The organism is Betaproteobacteria bacterium, assembly GCA_009693245.1.
Classification (GTDB): Bacteria; Pseudomonadota; Gammaproteobacteria; order Burkholderiales; family SHXO01; genus SHXO01.
The window spans coordinates 1-13679 of record SHXO01000025.1; the positions used below are offsets into that span (position 1 = coordinate 1).

At 60.4% G+C, this 13679-nt stretch carries 14 protein-coding genes; 9 read left to right on the forward strand and 5 right to left on the reverse strand.

The window, feature by feature from the left end; genetic code table 11:
* Positions 1-161: 161 nt before the first annotated feature.
* The gene (locus tag EXR36_05910) at positions 162-368 is read left to right on the forward strand and encodes a hypothetical protein (GenBank protein ID MSQ59179.1); all 207 of its coding nucleotides are present in this window, start codon (positions 162-164) and stop codon (positions 366-368) included.
* Here the strand turns inward: EXR36_05910 and EXR36_05915 are convergent.
* Positions 365-889 (reverse strand): Lrp/AsnC family transcriptional regulator, encoded by a 525-nt coding sequence (locus EXR36_05915; GenBank protein ID MSQ59180.1) that lies wholly within the window; start codon positions 887-889, stop codon positions 365-367. The genes EXR36_05910 and EXR36_05915 overlap by 4 nt on opposite strands.
* Before the next feature lie 148 nt (positions 890-1037).
* Here EXR36_05915 and mdeB point away from each other — a divergent pair, with 148 nt between their 5' ends.
* Positions 1038-3746, forward strand: a complete 2709-nt coding sequence (gene mdeB / locus EXR36_05920) for an alpha-ketoglutarate dehydrogenase (protein MSQ59181.1) — start codon at positions 1038-1040, stop codon at positions 3744-3746.
* Between the two features lie 71 nt (positions 3747-3817).
* On the forward strand, positions 3818-4267 hold the full coding sequence (locus EXR36_05925) for a cytochrome c (GenBank protein ID MSQ59182.1): 450 nt from the start codon (positions 3818-3820) through the stop codon (positions 4265-4267).
* Positions 4268-4308: 41 nt separating this feature from the next.
* Here the strand turns inward: EXR36_05925 and EXR36_05930 are convergent, their stop codons facing one another.
* Together EXR36_05930 and EXR36_05935 are read right to left on the reverse strand one after the other, a co-directional pair.
* Positions 4309-4998, reverse strand: coding sequence for a cytochrome B (locus EXR36_05930; GenBank protein MSQ59183.1), 690 nt, complete (start codon positions 4996-4998; stop codon positions 4309-4311).
* Positions 4999-5005: 7 nt separating this feature from the next.
* Positions 5006-5326 carry a cupin domain-containing protein gene (locus tag EXR36_05935; GenBank protein MSQ59184.1) on the reverse strand — a complete coding sequence of 107 codons (321 nt, stop codon included), beginning with the start codon at positions 5324-5326 and terminating at the stop codon, positions 5006-5008.
* Between the two features lie 296 nt (positions 5327-5622).
* Here EXR36_05935 and EXR36_05940 point away from each other — a divergent pair, with 296 nt between their 5' ends.
* The 4 genes from EXR36_05940 (at position 5623) to EXR36_05955 (ending at position 9699) form a co-directional block, all read left to right on the forward strand.
* Complete coding sequence (locus tag EXR36_05940) at positions 5623-6948, forward strand: hypothetical protein (protein MSQ59185.1); 1326 nt, start codon at positions 5623-5625, stop codon at positions 6946-6948.
* Positions 6949-7026: 78 nt separating this feature from the next.
* Positions 7027-7317 (forward strand): zinc ribbon domain-containing protein, encoded by a 291-nt coding sequence (locus EXR36_05945; GenBank protein MSQ59186.1) that lies wholly within the window; start codon positions 7027-7029, stop codon positions 7315-7317.
* A 13-nt stretch (positions 7318-7330) separates the two neighbouring features.
* Positions 7331-8743 carry a thiol oxidoreductase gene (locus EXR36_05950; GenBank protein MSQ59187.1) on the forward strand — a complete coding sequence of 471 codons (1413 nt, stop codon included), beginning with the start codon at positions 7331-7333 and terminating at the stop codon, positions 8741-8743.
* A gap of 35 nt (positions 8744-8778) precedes the next feature.
* On the forward strand, positions 8779-9699 hold the full coding sequence (locus EXR36_05955; protein ID MSQ59188.1) for a VOC family protein: 921 nt from the start codon (positions 8779-8781) through the stop codon (positions 9697-9699).
* Between the two features lie 60 nt (positions 9700-9759).
* Here the strand turns inward: EXR36_05955 and EXR36_05960 are convergent, their stop codons facing one another.
* The gene (locus tag EXR36_05960; protein ID MSQ59189.1) at positions 9760-10161 is read right to left on the reverse strand and encodes a very short patch repair endonuclease; all 402 of its coding nucleotides are present in this window, start codon (positions 10159-10161) and stop codon (positions 9760-9762) included.
* A gap of 77 nt (positions 10162-10238) precedes the next feature.
* Positions 10239-11228 carry a DNA (cytosine-5-)-methyltransferase gene (dcm, locus tag EXR36_05965; protein MSQ59190.1) on the reverse strand — a complete coding sequence of 330 codons (990 nt, stop codon included), beginning with the start codon at positions 11226-11228 and terminating at the stop codon, positions 10239-10241.
* Positions 11229-11342: 114 nt separating this feature from the next.
* Between dcm and EXR36_05970 the strand changes: the two genes are divergently transcribed.
* Together EXR36_05970 and EXR36_05975 are read left to right on the forward strand one after the other, a co-directional pair.
* Positions 11343-12437, forward strand: coding sequence for a mandelate racemase/muconate lactonizing enzyme family protein (locus tag EXR36_05970; protein ID MSQ59191.1), 1095 nt, complete (start codon positions 11343-11345; stop codon positions 12435-12437).
* A gap of 21 nt (positions 12438-12458) precedes the next feature.
* Positions 12459-13652, forward strand: coding sequence for a CoA transferase (locus EXR36_05975; GenBank protein MSQ59192.1), 1194 nt, complete (start codon positions 12459-12461; stop codon positions 13650-13652).
* Positions 13653-13679 lie beyond the last annotated feature (27 nt).

The window sequence follows — 13679 nt, forward strand, 5'->3', positions numbered from 1 at the left end:
AATCCGTGTGCAGTTGGGTAAGTTTGATACAAAGCCAGTGAAGAGGCTCGCAAAACGCCTTGAAAGGCGAGAAATAACCCGACTGAAGGTCACCTGGCCGAGAATGAAACTCATTTCGCTAACGCGGTAAGAGATCCGTCGTAGAAAAGGGATTATTAGAGGTGCCCTTAAGTCTCGCCAACGGCGGCGAAAACAAAACCGGATGCGAGGTGGTGTGGATCTCGCCGGAGGACAAGCTCTACTGTTTCGTGAATGAAACGGCGAAGAACGAGTTGGTCAAGGATGCCACGCGCAACATTCGAAAGGCCAAGGCCTTCTGGGAGGATCCTGCTTTCTGGGAGAAACTCAAGAAGGAAGAGGAATCCTAGGCCCGCGCCCAGCGTTTACGACGCGTTGAACGCTCGCCCGGTGGCTTGACGGACGGCAAGGGCAATGCGGTTTGATACTTCACCTGCTTCAGCGCGAAACTCGACTTGATATTTCCCACGCCAGGCACCTTCGATAGAAAGGCGAGGATGAAGCGCTCCAAGGCCTGCAAATCTGGCACCACGACGCGCAGCAAATAATCCGCATCGCCCGTCATCAGATAGCACTCCATCACCTCGGGCCGGTCGCGGATGGCGGATTCGAACTTCTCCAGACTTGCCTCGATCTGCTTCTCCAAGGTCACTTGAATGAACACGCTCACCTTCAATCCGACCTTGATGGGGTCCAGCAGCGAAACGTGCCGGTGAATATATCCCGCCTCTTCAAGCGCTCGCACGCGCGCGAGACAAGGCGATGGCGAGAGGCCCACGGCATGCGCCAAGTCCACGTTGGACAACCGGGCGTCGTTTTGCAGCAACCCAAGGATTTTCCAGTCTGTCGTATCGGGCTCGTCTTTCGGCATAAAGTACCTTTAACTTCCAAAATTGAAGCATTCTATGCCGAATATTTGCCTTAACGCTACAGTTAACAAAACCACGTTTCGTGCCGAAAAGAGTACGATCCGCCGCTGAAAAATATCCCCAACCGCCCTAAATCCAAGCGCGTTAACCATGACCGATTTGTCGCAACCCTCCAAGTTCAACGAACTCGCCCATGCCGGTTTCTGGCGCGTGTTGCCGAAGGATACCGACCCCACCGAAACCAAGGAGTGGCTCGACGCCCTCACCGCGGTCCTGGAGGAAGTGGGACCGGAGCGCGCGACCTATCTGCTGCGCAAGCTTCTGGATCACGCACGTGCCAAGCGCGTACCGTTGCCGCCGGTACTCAACACGCCTTACTGCAACACCATTTCGCTGGCCGAGCAACCGCAATTTCCCGGCAATCTGGAAGTCGAGGCACGGCTTAGCGCGCTCGTGCGCTGGAACGCCCTTGCTATGGTGGTGCGCGCCAACCGCGACAATCCCGAACTGGGCGGGCACATCGCCACTTACTCGTCGGCGGCGGACCTCTTCGATGTCGGGTTCAATCACTTTTTCCGCGCGGGCCAAGAGGGCGACGTGGTGTTTTTTCAGCCCCACTCCGCCCCCGGCGTGTATGCGCGCGCCTACTTGGAAGGCAGGTTGAGCGAAGAGCAACTCGCCAATTACCGCAGAGAAACCGCCGGCAAGGGATTGTCGTCCTATTGCCACCCGTGGCTGATGCCAAGCTTCTGGCAATTCCCCACGGGCTCCATGGGACTTGGTCCCATCACCGCCATCTACCAAGCGCGCTTCATGCGTTATCTCGAAGACCGGGGCGTGCTCAAAACAACCGGGCGCAAGGTGTGGTGCTTCCCAGGCGATGGCGAGATGGACGAACCCGAGTCCATCGCTGGCTTGGCCGTGGCCGCGCGCGAAGGCCTGGACAATTTGATCTTCGTGGTCAACTGCAATCTGCAACGCCTGGACGGCCCCGTGCGGGGCAACGGCTCCATCATCCAGGAACTCGAAGGCCTCTTCGCCGGTGCCGGCTGGAACGTGATCAAGTTGATGTGGGGCTCGGATTGGGATTCCTTGTTCTTGCGCGACACCGAGGGCATCCTCCTCAAGCGCTTGCACGAAACCGTGGACGGCGAGTTTCAAAAATACGCCGCCACCGACGGCCAATTCAACCGCGAGCACTTCTTCAACAAGTACCCGGAATTGCAAGCGCTCGTGGCGCATCTCTCCAACGAGGATATCGACCGTCTCAAGCGCGGAGGCCACGACTCCGTCAAGATCTACGCCGCGTACCACGCCGCCATGGCGCATGCCGGGCGCCCCACGGTGATCCTGGCGCAGACCAAGAAGGGCTACGGCATGGGGCATTGGGGCCAGGGCAAGATGACCACGCACCAGCAAAAGAAGTTGGATGATGAAGCGTTACGCGCCTTCAGGGACCGCTTCTCGGTGCCCATTTCCGATGAGGATGTGAGCGCGCTGCGCTTCTTCAAACCCGCCGGGGACAGCGCCGAGATGAAGTATATGCACGCCCGCCGCCAGGCACTCGGTGGCTACATGCCCGAGCGCAAGGGCAAGGCGGAGAGTTTCAGCGTGCCCGCCCTCGCCTCCTTCGCGAAGTTGCTGGAGGGCACCGGCGAGCGTGACCAGTCCACCACCATGGTTTTCGTGCAGATGCTGTCGCAAATTCTGCGCGACAAGAATTTTGGAAAGCACATCGTCCCCATCGTCGCGGACGAGGCGCGCACCTTCGGCATGCAGTCGCTGTTCCGCCAAGTCGCGATCTACTCGCCCTTCGGACAGCTCTACGAACCGGAAGACCGCGACGAATTGCTCTACTACAAGGAGGCGAAGGACGGCCAGATTCTGGAGGAAGGCATCACGGAAGCGGGCGCCATATCCTCTTGGATCGCCGCGGCCACTAGCTATAGCACGCACGGCGTCCCCATGCTGCCCTTCTACATCTTCTATTCGTGCTTCGGCTTTCAGCGCATTGGCGACCTGATATGGTCGGCGGCCGATTCGCGCGCGCGCGGCTTCTTGCTGGGCGCGACCGCGGGACGCACCACGCTCTCTGGCGAAGGTCTCCAGCACGAAGATGGTTCCAGTCACCTGTTATTTTCCACAGTTCCAAATTGCGTGGCCTACGACCCCAGTTTCGGCTACGAAGTCGCGACCATCATCCAGGACGGAATGCGCCGCATGTTGGAGGCACAGGAAGACGTGTTCTATTACGTGACGGTGATGAACGAGAATTACGTTCATCCCACCATGCCGGAAGGGGCGCGAGAAGGTATTCTGCGGGGAATGTATTGCGTGCGCGAGGCGCGAGGCGCGAGGCGCGAGGCGTCCGTGCAGTTGCTGGGATCGGGGACGATACTGCGCGAGGTATTGGCGGCGGCCGAGTTGCTGGAAAAAGACTGGAACGTACCGGCCAGTGTGTGGAGCGTGACGAGCTTCACCGAATTGCGCCGCGACGGCTTGGCCGCGGAGCGCTGGAACCGGCTGCACCCGGGCGAGAAATCACGCGAGACATGGGTCGAACAGTGCCTAGACAAAACCATCGGCCCGGTCATCGCCTCCACGGATTACATGCGCACCGTGCCAGATCTCATTCGTACCTGGGTGCCGCGCCGCTATGTCACCTTGGGCACCGATGGCTTCGGCCGCAGCGATTCACGCGCCGCGCTACGCAATTTCTTCGAGGTGGACCGGCATCACGTCGTGACCGCCGCGCTCGATGCACTGGCCGGCGAGGGCAGCGCGGATCGCAAGCTCGTGAAGCAGGCCATCGAAAAGTACGCGCTGAACACCGAGGCGCCCAACCCCTGGGATGTGTGACCGCCCTGGCATCATGGGTTACTTGTTATGATGCTCGCGCTTCGCTGGTACCCACTTATAAAGGAGAACACATGAAGGTCATTCTGGCATCCCTCGGGATGGTGGTAGCGTTGTCCGCAACGAGCAGTGTCTTCGCGCAGGCCAAGCCCGAGGACGCCATCAAGTATCGAAAATCGGTGTATGCCATCATGGGCTGGAACTTTGGGCCCCTCGCCGCCATGGCGAAGGGCGACAAACCCTACGACAAGGACGAGGCCATTCGCCGCGCGGCGAATATCGCGTTCGTGAGCAGGCTGCCCTTGGAGGGCTTCATCCCCGGCTCGGAGTCCGGCGACACCAAGGCCAAGCCCGAGATCTGGCAAAACATGGACGACTTCAAGGCGAAGCTGGAGAAGATGCAGCAAGAAACCGCCAAGCTGGCGGAGGTCGCGAAGGCTGGCGACTTCAACGCCCTAAAAGCGCAGTTGGGGGAAACGGGCAAAGCTTGTAAGGCGTGCCACGACAACTATCGCAACAAATAAGCGCCGAAGGCGGGGCGGCCACGGTTCCGCCGCTGGCCGATTCAGCGCACCAAAAAATACACGGCGGCCACGCAGGCGGCCAATAGGATGGCCGCCTGCGGCAGCAGCCCGCCTGCGTGCTCCGTGGAGGCCGAATTGTCCGCCACCTGCTTACGTCCGGTGATCATCGGCGCAATCAAATTGTCGCGCTTGGCGATGAGGTAATAGAGCACGGCGCCGGTATGAAGAACGATGAGCGCCAGGAGCACGCTGGAGTTCGCGTGATGAATTCTGGTGATGGCATCGCTGGCGTCCTTGGAAATCCACTTCACCAGCGGCCCCTCCATCATGATATCGTCGTTGGAGAACAGACCGGTGCCCGCTTGCACCAGCAGGCACGCCAGCATCGCCAGGACAGACCACGCGCCCAGCGGGTTATGCCCCACGAAGGCGAGCGGCCTGGCGGCACGCAGGGATAGGAAATACCGCCACAGGGCTCCGGGGCCGCGCACGAAGTTGGCAAAGCGTGCATGGTGAGAACCGAAAAATCCCCACAAGATTCGAAACAGCACCAAAGTCAGAATGGCAAGTCCGCTCGACTCGTGGATTTCCATGGCGTTGCCGCCTATCTGAGCACAAGTCCACGAGGTGATGACCAATACCACCAGCAACCAGTGGAACAGCCGCAAGGCCAAGTCCCATACGAGAACGGTGGGAGACTTCGCGCTTCCCTTCCCTTGTTCCGCACTCACGGGTACGTCAAGTCTCCGTGACGATCACCGGTTTCTCGGTGGCGGCGTAGAACACCGAATCCTCCAGCGCAACCAAATCGTGCTCCTCGCCTTGGTCGGTAAATAAATAATCGCCCGCGCCCAAAGTGTGTCCGCCAATCCTGATCTTGCCGGATATCACCAGAACATCTTCGGGGGCTTGATGAAGATGGCGCTTGGCTTGGGCACCTTTCTTCAGGCGCACCAATTGAATCCGGCCTTCCTCGGGACTCATGCGCAAAATGGTGCGCTCGGCACCGTCGTACCAGGCGGGAATCAATTGCATGCTCTGCGCGCTTTTCGTAAACATAGTAGCTCCTCAAATCGATCCGCTTGGTTCGGTCACGGCCATGGCCACAACCTTGGCCTGCATTGTACTCATGGGTGGCGCATTCGCCCTGTTCACGCTTAGCATTGTGCGAAGCAGCATGCTAATTCGTGGAGTTTTTTTCTCGATCGATTCTCCGACTATTGACACCGCTATGCCATCAGCCTACGCTCACCGGGCCTGAGTATTTCAAGCGCGGCAAGCGCGAGCACAGGTCTGTAGCATTCGCATAGTGTCATTCGTAATTACATTAATTAATCAGGAGGAGTCGTTAAAACATGGAATACAACATCCTTCAGCACTTCAAGGGCCTTGAGCACATGCCCATGGATCCCTTCAATGGAGATGAGGTGGGCACCTCCATGTTCCTCGCCGGGAACATGGGACCCAAGATCTCCGACAAGATGGACGATTACGCGAAGAAAGCGGGCATGTCTCGCCGCAACTTCCTGAAGTCTTCCGTCGGCTTCACGGCAGCCATGGCGGCAGCCAACGAAGTCACCGGCATGAAGTTTTTCGAAGTAGGCGAGGCCGAAGCCGCTGACGCCGACGCCAAGATCGAGGCCACCCAGGTTGCGCGCGCCAGCAGCGATTTCATCGTCGACGTGCACACCCACGTTTGCACCCGCCCAGGGCACTATGTGGAAGGGGTGAACGCAAGCACGCGCGGCATGTGGTTCGTGCAGTTGCTGGACGATCTAGGCAAGGCCTTCGGCATGAAGAACGGCACGAAGGACATGAACGTGGAGAACTACGGCAAGATGATCCTGAAGGAAAGCGACACCACCTTCGGTATCTTCAACCCCTTCGGCTTCCGCGAGGATTATGGCAACCAGGACATGATCCCCATCGATTACCAGGTCAAGGTACGCGATGCATGGCCCGAGTCCACAATGATGCTGGCGGGCGGCCTAACCCCCAACCATGGCCTGAGCGTGACGCTGGACCGCCTACGGATGTACGCCGAGCAGTACAAGGTTTCGGGCCTCAAGCTCTACACCTTCGACTCCACGAAGAAGAAAGGCTGGTGGTTCGACGACGAGAAACTCGCCTACCCCATGTGGGAAGAGTGCCGCAAGCTGGGCATCAAGAACATCGGCTGCCACAAGGGCATTCCGTTCGGCCAGTTCTATGCGCGTTACGCCCACTGCGAGGACTTCGACGCCACGGCGGACGACTTCCTGGACTTGAACTTCATCGCCTACCACTCCGCGTGGCCGTATCACGCGGAACTGGGCGCCATGAAGGGCTTCAAGCCGCAGCGTAAGAACCTGTACTGCGAAGTGGGCTCCACCTTCGCCGCGACGGTGTCAAGCCGTCCGCTGGAGTGCGCCCACGTCATCGGCAGCCTCTTACGCGATCTGGGTCCGGACTATGTGTTATGGGGTACCGACTCGCTGCTCTGGGGCAACCCGCAATGGCAGATCGAAGCCTTCCGCAAGTTCCAGATTCCCGATCAGTTGGTCGAGGGCCACGGCTATCCCAAGATCACGCCCGAGATCCGCCGCAAAGTCTTCGGCGAAAACGCGGCGCGCATCTGGAATATCGATAAGACCAAGGCCATGTCGGCCAAAGCGGAAATCATGAAAACCGCCTTCGCCTAACCAAGGGCGTGATTCTGGTAGGATCGAGGGCCGGTTCCGCGTGGGGCCGGCCCTTTTACGTTGTGGAGGACAACCCAAATGCCTTTTTATGAATATGCCTGTGATCCGTGCCTCACCATCTTCAAGGTCCGGCACGGCATCAACGACGCGCGTCCCGAAACATGCCCGCAATGCAATAGTGGGCTGCGCAAGGTCATGAGCGCGCCGAACCTGAACACCAAGAATTTCAGCAGCCCCACGGAAGCGAAGTACGCCAAGCTCTCGGAAAGCGACGAGATCAAGAAGGAAGCCGCTCTTCAGAAGGTCTACCAGACCATCTGGATTCCTGAAGAAGTAAAGCACAGCCCCTGGGAAGAACACGATCACTGACGCGAGTGCCCCGATGAACCGGCAAGGATTTGTTTTCGCGTTGGTCTGTTCGGCGGCCTCTCTGGCCATAGGTAATACCGAATCGCTGGACCCTGCCGCTTTATCGGCAGGTAGCTTCACCACCCCGGAAGCCGGCCCCAACGCCTTCGATCTGCCCGTGTCCATGCTGGATAAAGAGCAGATGACCGCCTTTGCCATGGGCAAGGAGCAATTCCACGAGCAATGGGTCGTGGCACCGGAGAACGGAGTGTGGGGCTTAGGCCCGACCTTCAACGAAGACCGCTGCTCCCATTGCCACGAAAACAACGGCCGCGCGGGCGCCACCGAGCACGGCAAGACCGCCGAGCGCGGAGTGCTCGTGCGCCTGAGCATTCCTGGTGCGGATAAGAACGGCGGCCCCCTCCCCCACCCCGTCTATGGCGACCAGCTACAGAACCGCGGCGTACCCGGCCGGGTTCCGGAAGAAGGGCAGGCGGTCATCACCTACGATGCCAAGGAAGTGGCATTACCCGGTGGCGAAAAAGTCACCCTACGCGTTCCAAAGGTGCGGTTCACCCAATTGCAATTCGGCGATTTGGGCAAGGACACCCTGTATTCCGTGCGCACCGCTCAGGCCATGGTGGGCATTGGGCTCCTGGAAGCCGTGCCCGAAAAGACGATCCTTGCGCTGGCGAAAACGCAGGAGCCCCACGGCATGGCAGGAAAGCCCAATTACGTCTGGGACGTTGAGAACGAACTCACCGTGCTGGGACGCTTCGGCTGGAAGGCCAACCAGCCTAACATCCGCCAGCAGACCGCGGCGGCGTTCTTCGGCGATGTCGGTGCCACCACCTACCTGTTCCCCGAGGAGAATTGCCCGCCCCTTCAGAAGGCTTGTCTAGAACTGCCTTCGGCATCCAAATGCGGCGGCCAAGGTGGCTGTACGGGCAACCAGTTCCGCCCGGAAGTGGTACCCAGCAGGCTCTCCAACATCACGCTCTATCTGCAAACCCTGGCCGTGCCAGCCCGCCGCAACATCAACGACCCAGCCGTGAAGCAAGGCGAAGCCCTGTTCGCGCAAGCGCAATGCAGCGTGTGCCACGTTTCCGAGTTGAAGACCGATGCGAAGCCCGCCATTCGCGCCGCCGCCAACCAGGTGATCCATCCGTACACCGATCTGCTGCTGCACGACATGGGCGAGGAACTCGCCGACGGCCGCCCCGACTTCAAGGCCAGCGGCCGCGAATGGCGCACGGCCCCGCTATGGGGTGTGGGCTTGTTGCGTACGGTGAACGGGCACAGTGATCTGTTGCACGACGGCCGCGCACGGAACGTGACCGAGGCCATCCTCTGGCATGGCGGGCAAGCGGAAGAATCTCGCGAAACGTTCAAGCGGTTTTCCAGGGCGGAGCGGGAGGCGCTGGTCAAGTTTGTCGAGTCTCTCTGAGGTGCCGCTTGGTGCCAGCTTCCCAGCCAGATCCAATCTCCATCAAGGGTCTTCACCACTTCGCTTGGCGCTGTAGAGACGCGGAGGAAACCCGCCACTTTTACGAAGACCTGCTCGGCCTTCCTCTGGCTCACGTCATCAAGTCCGAAGTCGTGCCCTCGACGGGCGAACGCTGCCCATACGTCCACATCTTCTTCCGCATGGGCGACGGTTCCTGCATCGCCTTCTTCGATCTGGGCGACCGCACGGCCGCCGAACCTTCGCCCAACACACCCGCCTGGGTCAACCACATCGCCCTCGAACTGGGTTCGGTCGCGGAAGTGGAAGCCGCCAAGAAGCGCCTCAAGCAAGCAGGGGTGGCGGTCATTGGCATCACGGACCATCACATCATCCAGTCCATCTACTTCTTCGATCCCAATGGCCTGCGCGTGGAACTCACGGCGCGCAGCGTGCCGCAAAGTTATATGGACGAAGCCGAGAAGCGCGCTCGCGCCGAACTCGATGCCTGGACGCAAAGCCGGCGTCCGCCAATGGGCGTCCCAGTAAGCTTCGCGGACCTGGAGATCGCCTTCTCCTGGGTCAGCTTCGGACAACCGATGGAAAACTCCGCCTACATATCCCGCCTGACCGGAAAAATCCACTGGGTCTCCGAAATCGCGGACAGCGACGATCCCATCCCAGACGATATAGACGACGGGACCCTCTACATCGCGGTCCCCCACAAGAACGATCTGAATCTCGGCAATAATCTCGCCCTCGAATTCGCGGCGGAACAACTGCCCGGCTCCTACGACGAGGTGTGCGACTACTTCCGCAAGCGCGGTGCGTACGCGCGCTTCAAGGACCTACTCGAACGCGAAGACCGCCTGGAAGCTTGGTACGCCTACGAAGCAAAGGAGAGCGAGCGCGCCCTCCGAGAATGGTGCGCCGAAAGCGAAATCTGGCTTCAAGGATAGCCCACCTATAAAGTATAGATCTGACCCTATTGTAGAACTATTGTAGAAAAAGGGTCAGATCTATACTTTATACCTTGTAAGCAGGGTTGCGACCCGTTTTGCGGCGCGGTCCACGTTCTTCTCCACGTCGCTCTCCCAAAGACGGATCACTTTCCAGCCGAGGGAGCGCAGTTCTTGGTTGACCTCGGCGTCGCGCTCGGCCCGGCGTAAGAATTTGGGGATCCAGTATGCCAGCTGTGAGGGCTTGAAGTAGCGCTTCAGTGCCGCCAGGCCTTGCTCGCGTAGCAGCCGTGCGTGCCAGTAGTCACCGTCCACGAACGCCGCAACGCGCTGCCGGACGAACACTAGATCCTGGCGGCCGGGAAGCTTTTGTACGTATCTTCGATAGCGAAACCCTAGCCGGTGCAACGCACGGCCAAGATCGCCCTCCACGGCATTACATTCCGAGCGTATCGCGGACATGTTGCGCGCAATTTCAGCGCGCGGCTTTGGGCGGTAAGGCGTTGCCCGCCTAGCCGAAGTCACGCCGGAGTGGAAAACTAGACTGAAGCACGTGTTGGAGCCAATCCATGAATAGCCCGTGCAATCGCGTTGCCGACCGCGGCGGCCACGGGTGGCGGAAAAGCATTCCCTACCTGGCGGTAGGCTGCGGTCTTCTTGCCGCAGAACACCCAGTCATCGGGAAAACCCTGTATGCGTGCCGCCATTCGAACGGTCAGCCGGGGAATGCCGTCAACCGGATAGTCCGCGGGCGGCGCCACATCCGCAACGCCCCAGCCATCGACACCGAGATCCATCCACGCCTTGCGTGCCCGCGTGGGCCCCAGGTCCGGGCCGCCGTGAAGTTTGTATCCTCCCACCAGAGTCGGGGCAACGCCCCGCGCTTTGTTCGCCCAGGCATGCGCTCCTGGCCAATCCCTCGAGGACATCAAATCCACAAGGGTATCGCCGACGGAAGGAGGCTCTCCCACTGTGGTAGGCCACGCGAAACGCGATGCCGCCCGTGCGCGCAACCCAACGAGAATAAACCGTGGCCTGAGCTGGGGCACACCAAAGTCGCGCGCGTTCAAGACCCGCGAGAACACGCTATAACCCAACGCCTGCAATTTTTCGGACAGATGCCGCCGGTATTCCGCGAAGCGCGCGCCCGCAAGACCAGGAACATTCTCCAGCATCACCGCCTTCGGCCGCGCTTCCGAGACCAAGCGCAATGCCGTGGGGAAGAGATCCCTGCTGTCATCGGCTCCGCGCTGCTTTCCAGCAACGGAGAACGGCGGGCAAGGGACTCCCGCGGCAAGCAATGCCACGCCGGAATAGGCTCGCCCCGATAGCTCGCGAACGTCTTGGTTGATCACGTTCCAGCCTGGTCGGTTCTCTCGCAGCGTTGCGCATGCGGCGGCATCGGTCTCGACGGCGGCGGCGTGCGCAAAACCTGCCGCCTCGAGACCAAGGGCCTGGCCGCCCGCACCCGTGCAAAATTCAAATGACGAGAGCGAAGTATTCGTGGAGGCAGAAGCGGTGGCTCGCATGTTTGACATTCTACAAGGCCAAGCGATGCCGGCCCTTACATCCCCGCGCTGCGCACTATACTGTGCCATCGCATTGTCATCTCGCCCTTTCACGTAAGCGCTCCGCCAACGCCCATGAAAATAACGTCCATCGAAACGATCTTGGTATGCATCCCCTTTCTACCCACCGACGGCGATACCGGCTTTGGCGGTAAGACCTGGTCCACCGTGGACACTCTGCTCGTCAAGGTAGAAACGGATGAGGGCATCACGGGCTGGGGCGAAGCCTTCGGGTACAACGTCATTCCCGCCACGAAGGCGGCGCTGGATCGGATAATCGCACCACTGCTCATCGGGCGCGATGCCACGGCCGGCGGACCCTTGATGGCGGAGATGCTGCAGAAGCTGCATCTGTTCGGCCGCGGCGGCCCGGTGATATTCGGCTTGTCGGGGATCGACATCGCGCTTTGGGACATCGCGGGCAAGCGGGCGAAGCTCCCGGTTAACCAACTTCTCGGCGGCGCCGCGCACGCTTCCCTACCGTGCTACGCGAGCCTCATGCCCTATCACGACTCCAAAAAGGTGGCTGCCGCGACGACCCGCGCCGTCAAACTCGGATACGAGTACGTGAAGCTGCACGAGATCGCGGTGCCCGAGGTGCGCACCGCCCGGCAGGCGGCAGGCCCTGGCACCAAACTGATGGTGGACACCAACTGTCCTTGGACACAGGGCGAAGCCGTAAACATGGCAAACCAATTCCGCGAATACGATCTGCATTGGCTGGAAGAGCCGGTGTGGCCACCGGAGAACTACGCCGCGCTCTCGCATGTACGCAGAACCTGCGGGATTCCCATCTCCGCGGGCGAGAACTGCCCCACCGTAATGAGCTTCCGGCACATGTTCGAAGCGGGCTCGGTAGACATCGCCCAACCGAGCCCGACGAAGATCGGGGGCATCACGGAGTTGCGCCAAGTGGCGGCCGTGGCGGCGGTGCACAACGTGCAGGTAATTCCCCATACGCCGTACTTCGGCCCGGGCTACTTGGCGGGATTGCATCTGAGTTCCACCTTTCGCACCGTGACTCCCGTGGAGTGGCTCTTCGTGGACATGGAGACCACGCTCTACGGCGGTGCCATCGTGCCAAAGCAAGGAAAGATTTCGATTCCCACGGGACCGGGCCTGGGGTTCGACCCCGATCCCGGCGTGATCGCGCGCTTTCGAAAAGACTAACTCGCCCAAGGTAGCCCGCCCATGAACGCCGGAGCGCTGGATGGCGTGCGAGTGGTGGACCTATCGCGCTTCATCGCCGGGCCTTACTGCGCCATGCTCCTGGGCGACATGGGGGCGGATGTCGTCAAGGTGGAACCGCCCGGGCGCGGCGAGAACAGCCGCTCCTTCGCGCCCTTCATCGAAGGCGAAAGTCTGTACACCATGGTCTTCAACCGCAACAAGCGCAGTCTCACGCTGGATCTGCGCTCGGAGGGGGGAAAGGAAGTCCTGAAAAAGTTGCTCGGCCAGGCCGACGTGCTCGTCGAAAATTTCGTCCCCGGCACCATCGAGAAGATGGGGTTTGACGAAGCCACGCTCAAGAGCATCAATCCACGGCTCATCGTGACCCGCATCTCCGGCTTTGGACAAAGCGGGCCTTTGTCGCGCAAGCCGTGCTTCGATGTGATCGCCCAGGCCATGAGCGGCATCATGGACATTACCGGCGAGCCCGATGGCCGCCCGACCATGGCCGGCACGTACATCGTGGACTACTCGACCGGCATGTACGCCACAATCGGCACCCTGGGCGCGCTGCAAGCGCGCCAGCGCACGGGCTTGGGCCAAGTGGTTGGCGTGGCACTGCTCGATGCCGCCATGTCCATGTTAATGACCGCCATCCCCGAACAACTCTTACTTGGACGTACGATGGAAAGACGCGGTAATCGCGACCGCTATGGCGCGCCCGCCAACACTTTCCCCACCAGCGATGGCGCCTGGGTACATCTGGCGACCACGGGCGAGCCCATGTTTCAGGCACTGATGGCGGCCATGGGCCATCCGGAGTTGGCCAACGACCCTCGCTTCAAGGACAACACCTCGCGCATGCGGCACGCCGCCGAACTGGAACAACATATCGCCGACTGGACACGCACCCTGACCGCGCAACAACTCCTGGACCAACTCCAGGCCCTGGGCGTGCCCTCCGCCAAGGTGGCGCGCGTTTCCGATCTCGTCGGTAACCCTCACCTCGCCCATCGCGGACAGATTCTCAACATGGAACACCCCAAGGCCGGCACCGTGCCCATGCAAGGTTTTTCCGTCCACTTCGGCGATTCGCCCATGCAGCTTCGCCATCCTTCGCCCATGCTGGGCGAGCATACGAGCGAGATTCTCACGCAATGGCTTGCAATGAATTCCAGCGAAATCGCCGAGTTGCGCACGCACGGCACCATCTGAAAAGCCGGGAAAGGAAAATCTCCTCTG

Bases quoted from the DNA above. Each gene is read 5' to 3' on its own strand.
- EXR36_05915 (MSQ59180.1), bottom strand. From the start codon at position 889: ATGCCGAAAGACGAGCCCGATACGACAGACTGGAAAATCCTTGGGTTG.
- mdeB (MSQ59181.1), top strand. From the start codon at position 1,038: ATGACCGATTTGTCGCAACCCTCCAAGTTCAACGAACTCGCCCATGCC.
- EXR36_05925 (MSQ59182.1), top strand. From the start codon at position 3,818: ATGAAGGTCATTCTGGCATCCCTCGGGATGGTGGTAGCGTTGTCCGCA.
- EXR36_05935 (MSQ59184.1), bottom strand. From the start codon at position 5,326: ATGTTTACGAAAAGCGCGCAGAGCATGCAATTGATTCCCGCCTGGTAC.
- EXR36_05940 (MSQ59185.1), top strand. From the start codon at position 5,623: ATGGAATACAACATCCTTCAGCACTTCAAGGGCCTTGAGCACATGCCC.
- EXR36_05945 (MSQ59186.1), top strand. From the start codon at position 7,027: ATGCCTTTTTATGAATATGCCTGTGATCCGTGCCTCACCATCTTCAAG.
- EXR36_05950 (MSQ59187.1), top strand. From the start codon at position 7,331: ATGAACCGGCAAGGATTTGTTTTCGCGTTGGTCTGTTCGGCGGCCTCT.
- EXR36_05960 (MSQ59189.1), bottom strand. From the start codon at position 10,161: ATGTCCGCGATACGCTCGGAATGTAATGCCGTGGAGGGCGATCTTGGC.
- dcm (MSQ59190.1), bottom strand. From the start codon at position 11,228: ATGCGAGCCACCGCTTCTGCCTCCACGAATACTTCGCTCTCGTCATTT.
- EXR36_05970 (MSQ59191.1), top strand. From the start codon at position 11,343: ATGAAAATAACGTCCATCGAAACGATCTTGGTATGCATCCCCTTTCTA.
- EXR36_05975 (MSQ59192.1), top strand. From the start codon at position 12,459: ATGAACGCCGGAGCGCTGGATGGCGTGCGAGTGGTGGACCTATCGCGC.